The organism is Streptomyces sp. TG1A-8 (assembly GCF_030499535.1).
Taxonomy (GTDB): domain Bacteria; phylum Actinomycetota; class Actinomycetes; order Streptomycetales; family Streptomycetaceae; genus Streptomyces.
The window spans coordinates 866,596-887,020 of the sequence record NZ_JASTLB010000001.1; the positions used below are offsets into that span (position 1 = coordinate 866,596).

Consider the following 20,425-nt stretch of genomic DNA (forward strand, 5'->3'; position numbering starts at 1 on the left):
GGTCCTCACCGTTCGTCGTGGTCGTGGCCGCCGTACGCGGCGTCTTCGAGTTCGCTCAGCACCTGCTCCTCCACCAGCTCCGCCAGGGCGGCCACGGTGCGGGAGACGAGGACGTCGCGGGGGGTCAGGGTGACGCCGAACGCGTCGTTGGCGCGTGAGGCGATGAGCAGGGCGCGCAGCGAGTCGCCGCCCAGCAGGAAGTAGTCGTCCTCGGCGCCCACGGCCGTCTGGAGGGTCTCCTCCCACAGGGCCGCCAGCGCCTCCTCGGTCGGGGTGCGCGGTGCGGTGTACCCGCTTCGTCCCCGCTCCTCGGCCGGGGCCGGAGCGGGCAGCGCCGCCCGGTCGGTCTTGCCGTTCTCGGTGAGCGGGAAGCGGTCGAGCGCCACGAACGCCGAGGGCACCATGTGGCCCGGCAGTACGCGGGCGGCCAGCGCCCGCAGCTCGGCTCCGGACGGCGGCTGCGCACCGGGGGCCGTGAGCAGGTGGGCGACCAGGCGCGGCAGGCCCGGCTCGTCCTCCCGCACGGTCACCACGGCGTCCAGCACGGCCGGGTGGCGCACCAGGGCCGCCTCGACCTCGCCCGCCTCGATGCGGTGGCCGCGCAGCTTGAGCTGGTGGTCGGTGCGCCCCAGGTAGTGCAGCTCGCCGTGGGCGTCGCGGCGCACCAGGTCGCCGGTGCGGTACATGCGGGTGCCGGGCGGCCCGAACGGGTCGGCCGTGAACCGCGCCGCGGTCAGGCCGGGGCGGCCCAGGTAGCCGCGCGCCAGGGCGGGGCCGCTCAGCCACAGGTCGCCGGGGACCCCGTCGGGGACCGGCCGCAGCCGGGCGTCCAGGACGTAGGCGCCGGTGGCGGGCAGTGGGCGGCCGATGGGCGGCGCGGCGCCGTCCGGTCGCAGCGGCGCGGACCAGGCGGCGACCACGGTGGCCTCGGTGGGCCCGTAGGAGTTCACCATGCGGTGGTGCGGGGCCCAGCGGGCGACCAGGTCGGCGCCGCACGCGTCGGCGCCGACGATCAGGGTCTTCAGGTCCGGCAGGGTTCCGGGGGTGCCGGGCGGCAGGGTGGCGAGCGCGGCCGGCGGCAGCAGGGTGTGAGTGATGCGCTCCTCGCGCAGCACGCCGGCCAGTTCGGCACCGAGCAGCGGGCCGGGTGCGGGCACCACCAGGCGGGCGCCGTGCGGCAGGGACATGCACAGTTCGAGCACGGAGGCGTCGAAGCTGGGCGTGGCGAACGCCAGCACCCGGTCCCCCTCGGCCACCTGGTAGTGGGCGGCCTCGGCGGCGCTGAAGGCGGCCAGCCCGCGGTGGGTGACGACGACGCCCTTGGGGGTGCCGGTGGAGCCGGAGGTGTAGATGACGTAGGCCGGGTCGTCCAGGTCGAGCGGCCGGGTCCGGTCGGCGTCGGTGGGCCGGTGTCCGGGCACGTCGTCCGGCGGGGCGGCGAGCAGGCCGGCGACCTCCTTGGCGTCCAGGGCGAGGGCGGGGGCCGCGTCGCGCAGCATCAGCGCGATCCGCTCCTCCGGGTAGGCGGGGTCGACGGGCAGGAACGCGGCGCCCGTCTTCGCCACCGCCAGCTGCGCCAGCACCATGTCCGCCGAGCGCGGCAGGAGCAGCGCGACGACGTCGCCGGGGCCCGCGCCCCGGGCGATGAGCCGGTGCGCGAGGCGGTTGGCCCTGGTCTCGGCCTGCGCGTACGTCAGCACCCGGCCGGGCGCGGCGAGCGCGGGCGCGGCCGGCCACCGGTCGACGGCGGACTCGACGAGGGCGGGCAGGGTGGCCGGTGCCACCGGGGGGTGGTCCGGGCGGACCGGTCCGCGCAGCAGCCGGGCCCGGTCCGCGGGCGGCAGGACGTCGACGTCGTCCAGGCGGGCGGTGCCGTCGGACGCGGCCAGGGCCTGCAGGGTGTGCAGGAGCTGCCCGGCCAGGGAGCGGGCGGTGGCCGCGTCGAAGTGGCGGGGGTCGTAGCCGAGTTCCACCGCGAGCCGGTCGCCGGGCGAGACGACCACGGTGAGGGGGTAGTTGGTGGCCTCCCGGGCGTCCAGTTCCCGCAGGGTGAGGCCGTGCGCACCGGCCGTGGCGTCACCGACCGGGTAGTTCTCGAAGACCACCAGGGAGTCGAACAGCGGTGTCCCGGCGGGCAGTTCGGTGAGCCCGTGCAGCGCGTTCAGGGGGACGTGGTCGAAGCGGCGGTCCTCGGCCCGTGCGTCCTGCACCGCGCGCAGCCAGGCGGCGCAGCCGGCGCCGCCGTCGACGGGGATCCGGGCGGGCAGGGTGGTGATGAACAGGCCGGTGATGGTGTCGGCGCCGGGCAGGTCGGCGGGCCGCCCGGAGACGGTGGTGCCGAAGCACACCTCCCGCTCCCCGCTCCACCGGGACAGCAGCAGCGCCCAGGCACCCTGCACCAGGGTGTTGAGGGTGAGGCGGTGCCGGCGGGCGAACTCCCGCAGGCGGTGCGTGCCCTCGGCATCGAGCCGCTGGGAGAGCCAGGTGCCGGAGCGGGCCGTGGCGTCCGGTCCGGGCCTGCGGTCGTAGGGCAGCGGGGTCGGGGTGGTCAGGTCCGCCAGGACGCCGCGCCAGTACTCCTCGGCCCGGCCGGTGTCGCGGGCGGCGAGCCAGGCGGCGTAGTCCGCGAACGGCCGGCGTTCGGGCAGCCGCGGCCGCTCGTCCCGGGCGAGCGCGGCGTGGGCGGCCAGCACGTCGGACAGGACGTGGAAGACGCTCCACCCGTCCAGCAGGACGTGGTGGAAGGTCCACACCACTCGCACGGCGTGCGGGCCGAGCCGGATCAGGGCCAGGCGCAGCAGCGGCGCCCGGTCCAGGGCGATGCCGCGGACCCGTTCGGTGGCGAGCAGCCGTTCCAGTTCCGCCGCGCGCTCCTGCTCCGGCAGGGTGCTCCAGTCGTGTTCGGTGACCGGCAGGGTGACGTCCCGGTGGACGACCTGGAGCGGCACGGGGACGCCGCGCAGGGCGACGCGGGTGCGCAGGACGGGGGTGCGGTCGACGACGTGCTGCCAGGCGGCGGCCAGCAGCCGGGGATCGCGGGCGCCGTCCACGACGAAGGTGATCTGCTCGACGTACAGGCCGTTCTCGGCGTCGTCCAGGCCGTGCACGACCATGCCGGTCTGGGTGGGCGTGAGCGGGTAGACGTCCACGACGTCCGCGGCCCGGGGCGCGGCGTCGACGAGCCGGTCGACGGCCGCCTGGTCCAGGGGGGCCAGCGGGAAGTCGGACGGGGTACGGCCGCCGGCACCGGGTTCGGCGCAGTGCCGGACGATCGCGCGCAGTTCGCCGGCCAGTTCGGCCGCCAGCCGGGCGACGGTCCCGCGCCGGTGCACCTCGCGGGAGTACGACCAGGTGAACTCCAGCCGCCCGCCGCTCACCCGGCCCAGGACGTCGAGCAGGTACGGCCGGTGCGCGGCGGGGTCGATGCCGCCGGTGAGGCCGCCGTGCGGCGCGTGCAGCAGGCCGCCCGGGCCGGCGTGGGCGTCCTGCTGGCCCAGGTAGTTGAAGCAGATCCGGGGCAGCTCCGGCAGGCCGGGGCCGGCCGTGGGGCGCAGGTGGCGCAGCGCGCCGTAGCCCAGACCGCCGCGCGGGACGGCCCGCAGGTTCTCCTTGACGGTCTTCAGCGCGGTGCCGGTGTCGGCGTCCCGTGGCACGTCCAGGGCGACCGGGTACATGGTCGTGAACCAGCCGACGGTGCGGGCGAGGTCGACGTCGTCGAACAGTTCCTCGCGGCCGTGCCCCTCCAGGGTGACCGCCACCCGGTCGCGGCCCGTCCAGCGGGCGAGGACCCGGCCCAGCGCGCACAGCAGCACGTCGTTGACGCGGGTGCGGTACGCCTCGGGGACGTCCTGGAGGAGCCGGCGGGTCTCCTCGGCGTCGAGGCCCGCGGTGACGCTCTCCTCGGTGGCGACGGTGTTGGCGCCGCCGGTGTGGTCGGCCGGCAGGGAGGGGTCGGCGTCCAGGCCCTGCCAGTGGGCGAGTTCGCCGTCGAAGCCGCCGGCCGCGGTGTGGGCGGCGAGCCGCTGGGCCCAGGCCCGGAAGGAGGTGCTCTTGGCGCCCAGGGCGGGCCGTTCGCCGTCCCGCAGGGCGCGGTAGGCGGTGTCCAGGTCCTCCAGCAGCAGCCGCCAGGAGACGGCGTCCACGACCAGGTGGTGCGCGGCCAGCAGCAGCACCGGCCGCGCGCCGTCGTCCGGCCGGCACAGCGCGGCCCGCAGCAGCGGTCCGGCGGCCAGATCGAAGCCCGCGGCGAGCGCGCCGGCCACCTGCGGCGACGGGGCGGTGCGGTGGACCTCCAGGTGGGGGGCGTCACCGGGCACGGTGCCGTACTGCCGCCACCGGCCGTCCCCGGCCGGCTCGAAGCGCAGGCGCAGCGCGTCGTGGTGCTCCAGGACGACGGCCAGGGCGGCCCGCAGCAGCGTCTCGTCGGTGTCCGCCGCCACCTCGAAGGCGACGGCCTGGCTGAAGTGGGCCGGATCGCCGGTGAGGGTGTCGAGCAGCCAGTGCTGTACGGGGGTGAGCGGGGCGTCGCCGACCACCGGGCCCTGTTCGGCGACCGCGGCCCGGGCGGGCACGTCGGCCGCGGCGGCCGCGAGTTCGGCGAGGGTCTGGTGGGTGAACAGGTGGCGCGGGGTCAGGGCGAGGCCGGCCCGGCGGGCGGCGGAGACGATCTGGATGCCCAGGACGGAGTCGCCGCCGAGCGTGAAGTAGTTGTCGTCCGCGCCGACCTCGGGCACGCCCAGGACCTCGGACCAGATCGCCGCGAGGGTCTGCTCGGCCCCGGTGCGGGGCGGGCGGCTGCCGCCGGGTGCCGGGGCCGCCCACACGGGTGCGGGCAACGCCTTGCGGTCCAGCTTGCCGGTGGCGCCGAGCGGCAGTTGCTCCAGCGGTACGACGAGGGCGGGGACCAGGTGGTCGGGGAGGCTGCGGGCGAGGAAGGCGCGCAGGTCGGCCGGGTCCGGCAGGCCCGCCCCGCGGGGCACCGCGTAGCCGACCAGCCGGCGGTGGCCGTCGTGCTCGACGACGCGGGCCGCCGCCCCCGCCACCGCCGGGTGGCGGGCCAGCGCGGCCTCGACCTCGCCGAGTTCGATACGGAAGCCGCGCACCTTCACCTGGTCGTCGCCGCGGCCGAGGTAGACGAGATCGCCCTCGGCACTCCAGCGCACCAGGTCTCCGGTGCGGTACATGCGGCTGCCGGACGGGCCGTAGGGGTCGGGCAGGAAGCGGGCGGCGGTCAGGCCGGGCCGGCCCAGGTAGCCACGGGCCACGCCGGTGCCGGCGAGGAACAGCTCACCGGGCGCGCCGACGGGCACCGGACGCATCCGGTCGTCCAGGACGTAGGCGCGGGCGCCGCCGACCGGCCGGCCGATGGGCGGGTCGCGGTCGGGGTCGGGGTCGGCGGGGTCGCAGGTGTGGGCGGTGGCGTAGACGGTGGCCTCGGTGGGGCCGTAGATGTTCCGCACCTGGCAGCCGGGGATCGCGGCGCGCACCTGGCGGACCGTCCGGGCGGGCAGGCCCTCGCCGGCCAGCACCACGGTGTCCGCGAGGACTTGCACGGCGTCCTCGGCGAGCAGCCTGCCCAGCGCGGAGGGCACCGCGCTGAGCAGCCCGGCGCGCCAGGGGCCGGGGCGCTCGGCCAGGGCCAGCAGGTCGCGGACCACCTCCACGCAGCCGCCGGACAGCAGGGGGGAGAAGATCTCGAAGACGGACACGTCGAAGTTGAGCGAGGTGGAGGCCACCACGTGCGCCAGTCCCCGGCCGGAGAACTCGGCGGCGGCCCAGTCGGTCAGGGCCAGCACCGAGGCGTGGGCGACCACGACCCCCTTGGGCCGGCCGGTCGAGCCGGAGGTGTGGATGACGTAGGCCGGGTGGCCGGGGAGCAGGGGGCCGTGCCGCTCGTCGTCGCCGACCGGGGCGGCCGAGGCGGCGGGCAGGCCGGGCTCGTCCAGCAGGATCCGGGTGAAGGGGCCCCCGGGCAGGCGGCCGGCGGTCTCCGTGTGGGTGATGACGGCGTCGGGCCGTACGTCCTCGAAGAGGAACGCGATGCGCTCGGCCGGGTACCGCGGGTCCACCGGCAGGTAGGCGGCGCCGCTCTTGAGCACGGCCAGCAGGGCCACGACGAGGTCGGCGGTGCGGGGCAGGGCGAGGGCGACGAAGCGCTCGGGGCCGGCGCCCGCGGCGATGAGCAGGCGGGCGAGCCGGTTGGAGCGCTCGTCCAGTTCGCGGTAGGTGAGGCACTGGTCGCCGGAGCGGACCGCCGGGGCGCCGGGGGTGCGGGCGGCCTGCCGCGCGAACGCCCCGGGCAGGGTGCCGCGCGGTGCGCGCACGCTCGCCCCGCCGAACCGTTCGAGGAGGTCCCGGCCCCGGGCGGGGTCCATGAGCGGCAGGTCGGCCAGGCGGCGGCCGGGGTCGGCGGCCATCGCGGCGAGCAGGGTGTGCAGGCTCCGCCCGAGTCCTTCCACCGTCGCGGTGTCGAAGGCGGCCGGGTCGTAGTCGAGGCTGACGGCCAGGGTGTCGCCGGGCGCGACGACCACGCTGAGCGGGTAGTTGGTCGGTTCCAGGTCCCGTTCCTGTTCCATGGCCAGGCCGTGGCGCGCGAGCGACCCCTCGTCGAAGGGGTAGTTCTCGAAGACCACGATGGAGTCGAACAGGTTGGTCCCGCCGGGCACCTCGCTCCACGTCTGCAACTGGGCCAGCGAGACGAAGTCGTGGCGCCGGGCCTCGGACTGGGCGGCCTGCAGCTCGCCCAGCCACTCCAGCAGCGGGCGTTGTCCGTCCACGCGGGCCCGGGTGGGCAGGGTGTTGATGAACAGGCCGACCATCGAGGTGACGCCCGGCAGTTCGGCGGGCCGGCCGGAGACGGTGGTGCCGAACACCACGTCGTCACCGCCGCCGTAGCGGGACAGCAACAGCGCCCAGGCGCCCTGCAGGACGGTGTTGACGGTCAGTCCGGCCTGCTGGGCGGTTCGCCGCAGGCGGGCCGACAGCCCGCTGTCGAGCGTCACGTGCACCGACCCGGACGAGGAGCTGCGGTGGGCCTCGACGGGCCGCCGGTCCCGGGGCAGTTCGGTGGGGGCGGCGAACCCGGCCAGGGTCTGGCGCCAGTACCGCTCGGCGCCGCCGGTGTCCTGTGCGGCCAGCCAGCGCAGGTAGTCGCCGAAGGGCCTGCGCTCCGGTACCCGGGGGCGGCGGCCCGCGGTCAGGGCGGCGTACCGCTCGCACACCTCGTCGAAGACCTGGGCGGCGCTCCAGCCGTCGAGCAGGACGTGGTGGAAGGTCCACACCAGGCGCACGCGCTGCGGTGACAGCCGGATCAGGGTCAGGCGCATCAGCGGTGCCGTCCCCAGGTCGATGCCCGCCGCGCGGTCCTCGGCCAGCAGCCGGTCGAGCGCGTGCCCGCACCAGTCGGCGGGGCGTCCGGACCAGTCGTGGTGGGTGACGGGCACGGGCGCCCGGCGCTGGACGACCTGGAGGGGTTCGGCGGTCTCCTGCCACACCAGCCGGGTGCGCAGTACCGGGTTGGCGTCCGCGGTGCGCTGCCAGGCCTCGGCGAGGGCGTGCGGGTCGGTGACGCCGGACAGCACCAGCTGCACCTGGTTGACGTAGGTGCGGCCGTCGGGGTCCAGCAGGCTGTGGAAGAGCATGCCCGCCTGCATCGGCGTCAGCGGGTGGATGTCCGCGACGGCGCGCCCGTCCCCGGCGATCCGGTCCACGGCCGCCTGGTCGAGGCGGGCCAGCGGGAAGTCGGAGGGGGTGCGGCCGCCCGCGTCCGGCGCCGCGCAGTGGGCGACGATGCCCTCCAGCGCGCGCAGCATGCCGTCGGCGAGCGCGGTGACGGTCTCCTCGCGGTGCCGTCCGCCGCCGTAGTGCCAGGTGATCTCCAGCCGGTCGTCGTGGACGCGGGCCACCACGTCCAGCAGGTGCGCCCGCTCGGTGCCGGGTGCCTCGGCACCGCCGAGTCCGCCGGGCACCGAGCCGATGAGGGCGCCGCCGCCGGCGGACCAGTCGAAGCGGCCCAGGTAGTTGAAGCTGATGCCGGGTGCCGGGGTGTCCACGAGCCGTTCGTCGCGGGCGAGGTGGCGCAGGGCGCCGTAGCCGAGGCCCCGGTCGGGAACGGCCCGCAGCTGCTCCTTCACCGCCTTCAGCGCGGTGCCCCAGTCCCCCGTCGGCACCTGGAGGGCGACCGGGAAGAGCGAGGTGAACCAGCCGACCGTGCGGGACAGGTCGATGTCCTCGAACAGCTGGTCCTCGCGGCCGTGTCCCTCCAGGCCGACGGCGACGGTGTCGCGCCCGGTCCAGTCGGCGAGCACCCGGCCGAGCGCGGTGAGCAGGACGTCGTCGACGCGGGTGCGGTAGACGCCGGGGACCTTGCGCAGCAGGTCGTCGGTGCGCTCCGGGTCCAGCCGGACGGTCACCGCGCGCACGTCGGCCGTGGTGCCGGCGCCCTGCCCGTCCTGCCCGGCGTCCACCGGCAGCGGGGCGGCGCAGTGCCGGGCGGCCTGCTCCCAGTGGGCGCGGTGGCCGGTGAAGCCGCCGTCGTCGGTGTGGGTGCGCAGCCGGCGGGCCCACTCCTGGACGGAGGTGGTGCGGGCGGGCAGCCGGACGGGCTGTCCGGCCGCGGCCTGCCCGTAGGCGGTCTCCAGGTCCTCCAGCAGGATCCGCCAGGAGACGCCGTCGACCACGAGGTGGTGCACGGCCAGCAGCAGCCGGGCGGGCCGGGTGCCGTCGGCGGTGAACAGGCGGGCGGTGAGCAGGGGGCCGCTGTCCAGGCGGAAGCCGGCGTGGGCCGCGGCCGTGACGCGGGCCTCGGTCTCCTCGGCCGCCGCCGGGTCCAAGCCGGTGAGGTCGCAGACGCCGAGCAGGTCCGGTGCGGGCGCGTCACCGGCTTCGACGTGCTGCCGCCAGGTGCCGTCCTCGTCGAGGACGAACCGGGAGCGCAGGGCGTCGTGGTGCGTCCACAGGGCGGTGAGGGCACGGCGCAGGGCGTCCTGGTCGACGGCGCCGGGCGTCTCGACGAGGACGGACTGGTTGAAGAACGCGGCGTGCGGGGGCCGGGGGTCGAGGAACCAGTGCTGGATCGGGGTGAGCCCGGCCGCCCCGCTGACCGGCCCGGTCCCGGCGACGGCCGCGGTGCTGCCCCCGGCGGCGGCCAGTTCGGCCACCGTGGGACGGCGGAACAGGTCGCGGGGGGTGAGGGCGAGGCCCGCCGCGCGGGCGCGGGAGACCACCTGGATGCTGAGGATCGAGTCCCCGCCCAGCATGAAGAAGTTGTCGTCGACGCCGACCCGTTCCACGCCGAGCAGGTCGGCCCAGATCCCGGTGAGGACGCGCTCGGTCTCGGTGCGCGGGGCGCGGTAGGCGCTGTCGCCGCCGCCCGACCAGTCGGGGACGGGCAGCCGGCGCCGGTCGACCTTGCCGTTGGCCGTCAGCGGGAGCTCCGCCACCGTGACGAACGCGGCGGGCAGCATGTAGTCGGGCAGGCCGGTCGCCAGGTGGGCGCGCAGCTCGGTGCCGGAGGGCACCGCCGCGCCGTCGGCCGGCACCAGGTGGGCGGCCAGCCGCTTGCGTCCGGCGTCCTGGTACAGGGACACGACCGCCTCGGCGACGGCGGGGTGGGCGGTGAGCCGGGCCTCGATCTCGGCGGGCTCGATGCGGAAGCCGCGGATCTTGATCTGGTCGTCCGCGCGGCCGACGAAGTGCAGTTCGCCGTCGTCGCTCCAGCGCACGACGTCACCGGTGCGGTACATCCGCTCCCCGGGCGGCCCGAAGGGGTCGGCGACGTAGCGGGCGGCGGTCGCGCCGGGACGCCCCGCGTACCCGCGGGCCAGTCCGGCGCCGGCTACGTACAGCTCGCCGGGGACGCCCGGCGGCTGGGGCTGGAGGGCGCCGTCCAGGACGTACACGCGCGTGTTGTCCAGCGGGCGCCCGATGGGCAGCACGGCGGGCAGCGGGTCGCCGGCGCGGAAGACGCGCCGGGTGGCGAAGGTGGTGGTCTCCGTCGGGCCGTAGCCGTCGACGACGCTCAGGCCGGGGCAGGCGTCCAGGACCCGGCGCACGACCGCGCCCGGCACGGCCTCGCCGCCCGTCCACACCTCGCGGGCGCCGCGCAGACAGGTGGGGTCCTCCTGGGCCAGCAGGCGGAACAGGCCCGCGGTCAGCCACAGGCAGCGCACCCCCTGTTCGGTGATCGCGCGGCGGACCAGGGCGGCGTCCAGGTCGGCCGGCGGGGCCAGGACGGCCGTGCCGCCGCGCAGCAGCGGCACCCACACCTCGTAGGTGGAGGCGTCGAAGGCGTGCGGGGAGTGCACGAGGACGCGGTCGTGGCCGGCGAACGCGCGGTCCAGGGCGAGCGCGGCGACGTCCCGCTGCCGCACCGCGACGCCCTTGGGGGTGCCGGTGGAGCCGGAGGTGAACATCAGGTACTGCACGTTGTCCGGGTGCACCGCGAAGCGGGTCCCGTCCGTGGCCGGGGCGCCGGCGCGCGTTTCGTCCCCGGCCGGGGCGCCGGCCTGCAGGACGGCCTCGGCGGGGAGCAGTTCGCGGGCCGTCTCCCGCCAGGCGGCGTCGGTGAGCAGCAGGCCGGTCCCGGCCTCGGCCAGCATGCGGCGCAGCCGTTCGCGCGGCGCCCGGCCGTCCAGCGGCACGTACACGCCGCCGGTGCGCACGAGCGCCAGCTGCGCGACGACCAGTTCGGCGGAACGGTCCATCAGCACGCCCACCGGGCGTTCCGCCCGCACCCCGAGCGCGGTCAGGCGGTCCGCCAGCGCCGCGGCGCGGGCGTCGAGTTCGCGGTAGGTGACCCGCTCCTCGCCGGCCTCCAGCGCGACGGCGCCGGGCGTGCGCCGCGCCTGCGCGGCGAAGAGGTCCGCGACCGTGCTCCCGGACGGTTCGGTGGCCGTGTCGTTCCAGTCGCGCAGCACCTGCTCGCGCCGGGCCGCCGTCAGCAGCGGCAGCCGGGCCGGGGGCCGTTCGGCCCCGGTGGTCATGCCCTCCAGCAGGACGGCGAGGTACTCGGCCGTCCGCCGCACGGTGGCGGCGTCGAACAGCTCCGGGTCGTAGCCCAGCCGCAGGACCAGTTCGTCGCCCGGGTAGGCGACCAGGCTCAGCGGGTAGTTGGTGGTCTCGATGCCGTCCAGGTCGCTCAGGCGCAGTCCGTGCGCGGCGGCGAGCCCGTCGTCCACCGGGTAGTTCTCGAAGACGACGATGCTGTCGAACAGCCCGCTCCGCTCCGGCAGTTCGGTGAACGTCCTGATCCGGGTGAGCGGCACGTGGTCGAAGCGCCGGTCCTCGCTCTGGTCGTGCTGCAGCCGGCGCAGCCAGTCGAGCAGGGTGCCGTCGGCCGGGACGGTGACCCGGGTGGGCAGCGTGGCGATGAACAGGCCGGTCATGGCCTCGGAGCCGGGCAGCTCGGGCGGCCGTCCGGACACGGTGGTGCCGTACACGACCTCCTCCCGTCCCGACTGCCGGGCCAGCAGCAGTGCCCAGGCGCCCTGCACCAGGGTGTTCAGGGTCAGCCCGGAGGTGCGCGCCAGGTCCTCCAGCGCCCGGGTGGCGGCCGCCGGCACGGTGACCCGGACCGCCTCCGTGGACTCGGCGCGGTGGGTCTCGCGCGGTTCGCGGTCGTACGGCAGCGGCGTGGCCTCGCCCACGCCGGCCAGCCGGTGCCGCCAGTGCCCCTCGGCCTCCTCCTGGCCGCGTGCGCGCAGCCAGGCCACGTAGTCCCGGTAGGGGCGGCGGTCCGGCAGGGCGTCCGGGGCGGCCCCGGCGTGGCAGGCGAAGACGTCGGTCAGCACCTGGAACAGGCTCCAGCCGTCCAGGACCAGGTGGTGGAAGGACCACACCACCTGCACGGCGGTGTCGGAGACGCGGGCGAGCACCAGGCGCTGCAGCGGTGCCGCGGACAGGTCGACGCCCTCGGCGCGGTCCCGTTCCAGCAGCTCCGCGAGCCGCGCGCGACGTTCGTCCCCGGTCAGCTCGCGCCAGTCCAGGTGGGTGACCGGCACACTCGCGCGGCGCTGCACCACCAGCAGCGGCTCGGGCACGTCCTGCCAGACGACCCGGCCGCGCAGGACCTGGGTGCGGTCGGTCACCCGCTGCCAGGCGGCGGCGAGGGCACCGGGATCGGGCACGCCGTCCAGGACGAAGGTCAGCTGCTGGAAGTAGACGCCGCGGTCGTCCTGGGAGAGTCCGTGGAAGAGCATGCCGGCCTGGGTCGGGGTCAGCGGCAGCAGGTCCTCGACCGCCGCCGGGTCCTGCCCCGTGATCCGGTCCACGGCCGCCTGGTCGAGGCGGGCCAGCGGGAAGTCGGAGGGGGTGCGCCCGGCGGCGCCCGGCCGGGCGGCGTGGCGGGCGAGGTCGGCCAGCGCGTCGGCGAACCGCGCGGCGAGACCGGCGACGGTGTCGTTGCGGTGCAGCCCGTCCGAGTGGAACCAGGTGAACTCCAGCGCGTCGCCGTCGAGCCGGCCGACGACCTCCAGCGCGTGCGGGCGCTCGGCCCGCGGGTCGGCGTCCAGCTCCAGCGGCCGTACGGTGTTCCGGTACAGGCCCCGCGGATCGTCCGGCAGCGCGATGCGCCCCAGGTAGTTGAAGCTGACCTGGGCGGCCGGGGTGCGCGGCGCGCTGTCCGGCCCGGTCAGGCGGCGCAGCACGTCGTGGCCGAGGCCGTGCCGGGGCACGGCGCGCAACTGCTCCTTGACCTGCTTGAGCACGGTGTCCCAGCCGGCCTCCTCCGGGACGGCGAGGGCGACGGGGTGCCGGGTGGTGAACCAGCCGACGGTGCGGCTGAGGTCCAGTTCGGGGAACAGTTCCTCACGGCCGTGCCCCTCGACGTCGACCACCACCCGGTCCTGGCCGCTCCAGGCGCACAGCACCCGGCCCAGGGCGCTGAGCAGCACGTCGTTGACCTGGGTGCGGTAGGTGTCGGGCAGGGTGCGCAGCAGCACCGAGGTGTCCTCGGGGCTCAGCCGTACGGTCACCGCGCGGGCCGAGGCGTAGGTGTTGCCGCCGCTGAGGTCGGCGGGCAGGGCCGGGACGGCGTCCGGGACGGCCTGCTCCCAGTACGCCCGCTCGTCGTCGAAACCGCCGTCGGCGGCGTACGCGCTCAGCCGGCGCGCCCAGTGCCGCAGCGGCGAGGACTTGGCGGGCAGCGCCGCCGCGCCGTCGCCGCCGTCGCGGCGGGCCCGGTAGGCGCGGTCGAGGTCCTCCAGCAGCAGCCGCCAGGACACGCCGTCGATCACCAGGTGGTGCACGGCGAGGTGCAGCACCCGGGGCCGGCCGGGGCCGCGGTCGTGCAGCACGGCCCGCAGCAGCGGACCCCCGGCGAGGTCGAAGGGCCCGAAGTGCGGGGTGTCGGTGTCCGGGCCGGTGTGGCGGGCCAGGGCCGTCCGCGGGACCCGGTCGGCTATGTGCCAGGCGACCGCGCCGCCGTCGCCGGGGACGAAGCGGGAGCGCAGGGCGTCGTGGTGCGCGACCAGGTCGTTCAGCGCCTCCTCCAGGGCGCCGGCGTCCAGGTCGCCGGGCACCTCGGTGGACAGCGCCTGGGCGTAGTGGCCGGCCCGCCCGGCGGCGGTGTCGAACAGCCAGTGCTGGATGGGCGTCAGGGGGGCCGTGCCGGTGGCCGCCTCCACGGCGGGGGCGGCCTCGCGGGGGGCTCCGGCCGCGTCGGCGCAGCGGGCCAGGGCGGCGACCGTCTGGTGCTGGTAGACGTCCCGAGAGGTGACCTGCAGGCCCTCCTGCCGGGCGCGGGCCACCACCTGGATGCTGACGATCGAGTCGCCGCCGAGTTCGAAGAAGTTGTCGTCGACGCCGACCCGTTCCAGGTGCAGCACCTCCGCCATGATCGCGGCGAGGACCCGTTCGGTGGCCGTCCGGGGCGCGACGTGGCGGACGGCGCGCACGGCCGGGCCGGGGTCGGGGAGCCGGCCGCGGTCGAGCTTGCCGTTGGGGTTGAGCGGCAGGGCGTCCAGCACGACGACGGTCGAGGGGACCATGTAGTCGGGCAGCGTGCGGCCGAGGGTCCGGCGGACGGACTCCGGTTCCGCGCGTTCCCCGGGGACGGGGACGACGTAGCCGACCAGCCGGCGGTGGCCGTCGCCCCCGGTGGCGGCGGCCGCCGCCTCCGCCACGCCCGGGCAGCCGCGCAGCGCCTCCTCGACCTCGCCCAGTTCGATGCGGAAGCCGCGGACCTTGACCTGCTGGTCGACCCGGCCGACGTACTGCAGTTCGCCGCCGGTGCTCCAGCGCACCAGGTCGCCGGTGCGGTACATCCGCTCCCCCGGCGCACCGAACGGGTCGGCGACGAACCGGGCGGCGGTCAGCCCCGGGCGGCGCAGGTAGCCGCGGGCCAGGCCGCCGCCGCCGAGGTAGAGCTCGCCCGTGACGCCGGGGGGCTGCGGGCGCAGGGAGCGGTCCAGGACGTAGGCCCGGGTCAGCGCCACCGGCCTGCCGATGGGCGGCGCCTGGTCGGGCAGCCGGTCACCGGCGAACCAGGCGGTGGCGTACACGGTGGCCTCGGTGGGGCCGTAGACGTTGGCGATCTCGCACGCGGGCATGGCGGCGCGCAGGTCCTGCACCGTCTGCAGGGGCAGGGCCTCGCCGGCCAGGACGACGGCGTCCGCCGCGACGGGGGACGTGCCGCCCGCGACCATGCGGGAGAACACGGACGGCACTCCGCTGACGAGTCCGGCCCGCCGCGGCCCCGGCGCGTCGGCGAGGGCGGGCAGGTCGGCGACCACCTCCACGCTGCCGCCGGCCGTCAGGGGGCACAGCAGCTCGAAGACCGAGACGTCGAAGTTCAGGGAGGTGGAGGCGATGACGTGCGCCAGCCGGTCGGGGCCGAACCGTTCCCGGGCCCAGCCGGCCAGTGCGGTGACGCCGCGGTGGGTGACCACGACGCCCTTGGGACGGCCGGTCGAGCCGGAGGTGTAGATGACGTAGGCGGGGTGGTCCGGCGTGAGCGGCCGCAGGCGGTCGGCGTCGGTGAGGTCGCCGTCGGCCGCCGACAGGTCCGCGCAGTCCTCCAGGAGGAGCGCGGCACGGCCCTCGGGCAGGGCGCGGGCGGTCGCACGGGTGGCGACGACGAGGGCGGGCGCGGCGTCGGCGAGCATGAACCCGATGCGCTCGGCCGGGTAGGCGGGGTCGACGGGCAGGTAGCCCGCGCCCGACTTCAGCACCGCCCACAGCACGGGCAGCAGGTCGGCGGTGCGCGGCAGGCACAGCGCGACCAGGGTCTCCGGTCCCGCGCCGCGTGCGACCAACTGCCGGGCCAGGCGGTTGGCGCGCCGGTTGACCTCGGCGTAGTCCAGCCGGTCGGGGCCGCAGAGGACGGCGGTGCGGTCGGGGGTGCGGGCCGCCTGCGCCTGGAACAGCTCGGGCAGGGTGACGTCCTCGGTGTCCCGGGAGCGGCGCGCGGGCGGATTCCAGGCGTCCACCAGCGTGCGCTGCTCCTGCGGCGCGAGCATGGGCAGCTCCGCCAGCGTCCGGTTCGGGCCGTCGGCCATGCCCTCCAGCAGGCGGTGCAGGTGGCGGGAGAGGCGGGCCGCGGTCGGGGCCCCGAACAGGTCGGTGTTGTACTCGACCGTCAGCGCACAGCCGCCCTCCGCGTCGGGGGCGAACTCCAGCACCAGGTCGAAGCGGGCGGCGGGACGGGGCAGCGGGTGGTCCTCGAAGCGCAGGCCGCCGGCGTGCGGCGGGGCGGTGCCGGCGGTCTGCTGGACGACGAGCGCCTGCACCAGCGGGGTGCGGCTGGGATCGCGGGGCGGGGCGAGTTCCTCGACCACCCGGTCGAACGGCACCCGGTCGTGGGCGAAGGCGTCCAGCACCGTCGTGCGCATGCTCTCGACGAAGGCGTCGACGGTCGCCCGCTCGTCCACGTCGCCGCGCAGGACCACGGTGTTGGCGAAGAAACCCGCCACGTCCTCCAGGTCCCGCCGGCCCCGCCCGTTGGTGACGGTGCCGAAGGCGACGTCCCGCTGTCCGCAGTAGCGGGCGAACAGCAGCGCGGAGGCACCCGCGAACAGCGTGAAGACCGTCGTGCCGCGCCCCGCCGCCAGGTGCCGCAGCCGGGCGACCAGGTCCGCGGGCAGGTGGTGCCGGTGCGCCGCCCCGGCCGTGGTGCGGACCGCGGGCCGGGGCCGGTCGGTGGGCAGGTCCAGGTGCTGGATGCCCGACAGGTGCCGTCTCCAGTAGGCGAGGTCCGCGGCGTCCTCGCCGTCGGTCCGCTGCCGCCGCTCCCACGCGGCGAAGTCCGGGTACTGGACGGCGGGGGCGGGCAGGCCGTCCGGCTCGCCGGTGACCTCCGCGTGGTAGAGGGCGGCCAGCTCGCGGGTGAGCAGGCCCACCGACCAGCCGTCGGTGACGATGTGGTGCTGGGCCAGGAGCAGCAGGTGCTCGTCGGCGGCGAGGCGGACGAGCAGCGCCCGGGTCAGCGGGCCCGCCGTCAGGTCGTAGGGGCGGCTCAGTTCTTCGGTGAGCAGCCGCTCGGCGGCCTCGGCGCGGTGCCGCGCGGGGGTGTCGCCGAGGTCGGCGGTCCGCAGCGGCAGGGACGGCTCCGGGGCGACGCGCTGCGCGCCCTGCCCGTCGGCCGTGGTGAACGTGGTGCGCAGCGCGTCGTGGCGGGCGGCGAGCCGGTGCAGGGACCGGCGCAGGGCGCCGGGGTCCAGGGGGCCGCGCAGCCGCAGCGACACGCCGGTGTTGTACTCGGTGCCGCCGGCGGTGAGGTCGTCGAGGAACCACAGCCTGCGCTGGGCGCTGGACAGCGGCACGGTGCCCCCGCGGGGCGCGGGCGGTATCGGTTCCGGCGGGGCGGCGGCGGACGGCTCGCCGAGCAGGGCGGCCAGGGCGGCGACGGTGCGGGCGGTGAAGACGTCCCGCACCGTCAGCCGGACGCCCAGGTCCTCCCGGATCCGGGCCAGGGTGCGGGCGGCGAGGATCGAGTCGCCGCCCAGGTCGAAGAAGTCGTCGCCCGCGCCGACCGCGCCGACGCCCAGGACGTCCGCCCAGATCGCCGCCAGGGACCGCTCCTGCTCGGTGCGCGGGGGCACGTGGCCCGCGGCGGGCACGTGGTCGGGGACGGGCAGGGCGCGCCGGTCGATCTTGTGCTGGGCGGTGAGCGGCATCCGGTCCAGGACGACGACGGCGGAGGGCACCATGTGGGCCGGCAGGACGGCGGCCACGGCCGTGCGCAGGGCCGCCGGGTCGGGGGCGCGCGCGGGCTCGACGGGCGTGACGTAGCCGACGAGGCGCTGTCTGCCCGGCTCGTCCTCGCGGACCACGACCACGGCCTCGGCGACGCCGGGGTTCCGGCGCAGCGCCGCCTCGATCTCGCCCGGTTCGATCCGGAAGCCGCGGACCTTGACCTGCCGGTCGAGCCGGCCGAGGAACTCCACGTCCCCGTCGGCCGTCCAGCGCGCCCGGTCGCCGGTGCGGTACAGCCGGGCACCGGGCGGTCCGAAGGGGTCGGCGACGAAGCGGGCGGCGGTCAGACCGGGGCGGCCCAGGTAGCCCCGGGCCAGCGCGTCGCCGCCGATGAACAGCTCGCCGTCGGTGCCGGGCGGTACGGGCCGCATCGCGGCGTCGAGCACGTGCACCCGGGTGTGCGGCAGGGCACTGCCGATGGTGGGCGCGCCGCGGCCGGCGGTGAGCGGCCCGGTCCAGGTCGCGACGATGGTGGCTTCGGTCGGGCCGTAGGAGTTGATCATGCGGCGGCCGGGTGCCCAGCGGTCGACGAGCGCGGCCGGGCAGGCCTCGGCGCCCACGACCAGCGTGCGCAGGTGGCGTGCCGTGCCCCCGGCCGGGTCGGGGAGGGTGGCCAGGGCGGCCGGCGGGATCAGGGCGTGGGTGATCCGGTGGCCGTCCAGGACGGCGGCGAGTTCGTCGCCCAGCCAGGGGCCGTCCGGCGGTACGACGAGGGTGGCGCCCGACAGGACGGAGATGAACAGCTCCAGCACGGAGGCGTCGAAGCTGGGCGAGGAGAACTGCAGCACGCGGTCGCCCGGGCCGACGGCGTACTGGGCGGCGGCGGCCGTGGTGAAGCCCACGATGCCGCGGTGGGTGACCGTCACGCCCTTGGGGGTGCCGGTGGAGCCGGACGTGTAGATCACGTAAGCCGCGTGGTCGGCACCGGTCTCGGCTCCGGCCGGGTACGCGGGTGTGGGTGTGGGTGTGGGTGTGGGTGCCACGCTGCCCGCGGTATCAATGTGCCCGGCATCCATGGGTTTCGCACCCATGTGCCTGGTGCCCGTGTGCCGGGGATCCACGTGCGTGCCACCCATGTGCGCCGCGTCCACATACGCGCCGTCCATGAGGTCACGGACCTGCCGCGGGTCGTCGAGGATCACGGCGGGCGCGGCGTCGGCGAGCATCAGTGCCCGCCGCTCGGCGGGGTAGGCGGGGTCCACCGGCAGGAAGGCGGCGCCCGCCCGGGCCACGGCCAGCTCGGCCGCGATCAGTTCCATGGAGCGCGGCAGCACCAGCGCGACCACCCGGTCCGGTCCGGCGCCCCGTGCCGAGAGGTGGCCGCCCAGCCGGTCGGCGCGGGCCGCCAGTTCCCGGTAGCTCCACGTCCGCCGGCCGTCGGTGAGCGCCGGTGCGTCCGGGGTGCGGGCCACCCAGGCGGTGAACAGCTCGCCGAGCGTCGGGGGAGCCTGCGCCGCGGCGCTCCCGGCGGGCCCGGCGGCCTGGTCGGCCTGGGGCAGGGGGGACGCCGGTGCGGGCTTGTCGTGCAGGTCCGTCATGGGTCAAGTCCTTCGGAAGCGGGACGGTGCGTCGGCAGCCCGGACCCACCGGAGCGGTGCGGCGGGTCGGCACGGGCGGGGCACATCGGGCATGCGGGGGCGGTGCTGCGGGGCGGTGCTGCGGGAGGACCGCCCCGCCGGGGCCGGTCCGGTGACCGCACTGCGGGGGAACAGCGTCACCGGACGGTGCGCCGGGGCGGCCGTGGGCGGTCGGCGGTGGCGCCGGAACCGGCGCGTCGCCCGCGTGGCTCAGCCGTCGCCGGTACGGCGGGCCGTGCGCCCGGATATCTGTACGCGGTCGATGCCGCCGGTGACGGGGTCGCGGTGGAACCTGCCGCCGGGCTCGGGCCGCCCGGTGACCGGGTCGACCAGGTCGCACGACAGGTCGGCGTGGCACACCAACGGGAGGGGCAGGTCACCGTCCACGGACAGGGTCACCGAGCCGTCCGGCCGGGAGGCGACGTGGTAGGTCAGGGCGCCGTTGCGGTAGGTGCCCACGCAGTCGGGCAGCACGACGGGACGGCCCCGCTCGGCGGGCGTGACGGCGGCGGGCACGCGCACGCCGGCGATCCGGGTCAGGTCCTCGGCGAAGTCGCGCCAGAGCGCGGTGGCACCGCCGGCGTTGCCGGTGAAGGCGACCACCACGCCGCTCACCGGGTCGGCCCGCAGGTGGCAGGAGGTGCCCTGGGCGTTGCCGTCGTGGCCGCACCACACGCGGTCGTCCTGCCGGTACAGCGCCGCTCCCGCCCCCCAGCCGTCGGCCAGCGCGCCGGGCCGGGCCGCGGGCTCGGGGCGGCGCATCTCCTTGGCGGTGGCGGGCGGCAGGACGTCCGAGCGGCCGATCAGCGCGGCGCCCAGCGCGGTCAGGTCCAGGGCGCTCGCGAGCAGCGCGCCGGCCGGTGCCTCCACCGGGGCCAGGTTCTGGCGGGCCGGGCGGGCCCGGCCGGTGGCGGTGTTGAGCGCGTGTCCGGCGGCGACCGGGCGGCCGTGGGTGCGGTCGCCGAGGAACGCGGGGACCGTGCCGAGCGGTTCGAGGAGGAGCGCGCGGACCGCCTCGTGCCACGGCATGCCGGTCACCGCCTCCACCAGCCGTCCGGCGGCCACGTAACCGGCGTTGGAATACGAGAAGTCGGTGCCGGGCGGGAAGAGCGCGTCGTCGGCGGTGCACACGGTGGCGAGGTAGCGGGCGCCGGTCAGCGCGGCGGCCGTGTCGGAGTCGGGCCCGGTGGGCAGCCCGCCGGTGTGGCTGAGGAGCTGGCGGATGGTCACCTTGGGCGTCGCGCGCAGCTCGGGGAGGTGGTCGGCGGCCGGCTCGTCCAGGTCGAGGTCGCCGTCGTCGGCGAGGAGCAGCACGAGGGCGGCCGTGTAGGGCTTGGTGAGCGATCCCAGGGGTACGGCCGTGGCCGCGGTGAAGGCCGCGCCGGTGGCGGTGTCGGCCGTGCCGGTGTGCAGGCTGACGACGTCGGTGCCGGTGTCCAGGGCCAGTTGGGCGCCGGGCACCCGGTGGACGCGGGCCAGGGTGTCGAGGCGGTCCTGCAACTCCTGGCGTAACGGGGACGGCGCCCAGGGGGTGGGCGGGGCGGCGGGGACGGTGTACGGCATGAGAAGGGGACTCCCGTTGCGTGGGTCTCATGTGCGGGTGGAACGGTCCGGCCCGTGAGCGAGCGGGTGCGGGGGCCGGCCGGGGCGAAAGGCGC

The 20,425-nt window shown here is 76.8% G+C and carries 2 protein-coding genes; both read right to left on the reverse strand.

Annotated elements, in window-relative coordinates; genetic code table 11:
- Positions 1-5: 5 nt before the first annotated feature.
- Positions 6-18,728: a non-ribosomal peptide synthetase gene (locus QQY24_RS03440; RefSeq protein WP_301971177.1), complete on the reverse strand. Its 18,723-nt coding sequence runs from the start codon at positions 18,726-18,728 to the stop codon at positions 6-8.
- A 249-nt stretch (positions 18,729-18,977) separates the two neighbouring features.
- Positions 18,978-20,330 (reverse strand): serine hydrolase, encoded by a 1,353-nt coding sequence (locus QQY24_RS03445; RefSeq protein ID WP_301971178.1) that lies wholly within the window; start codon positions 20,328-20,330, stop codon positions 18,978-18,980.
- Positions 20,331-20,425 lie beyond the last annotated feature (95 nt).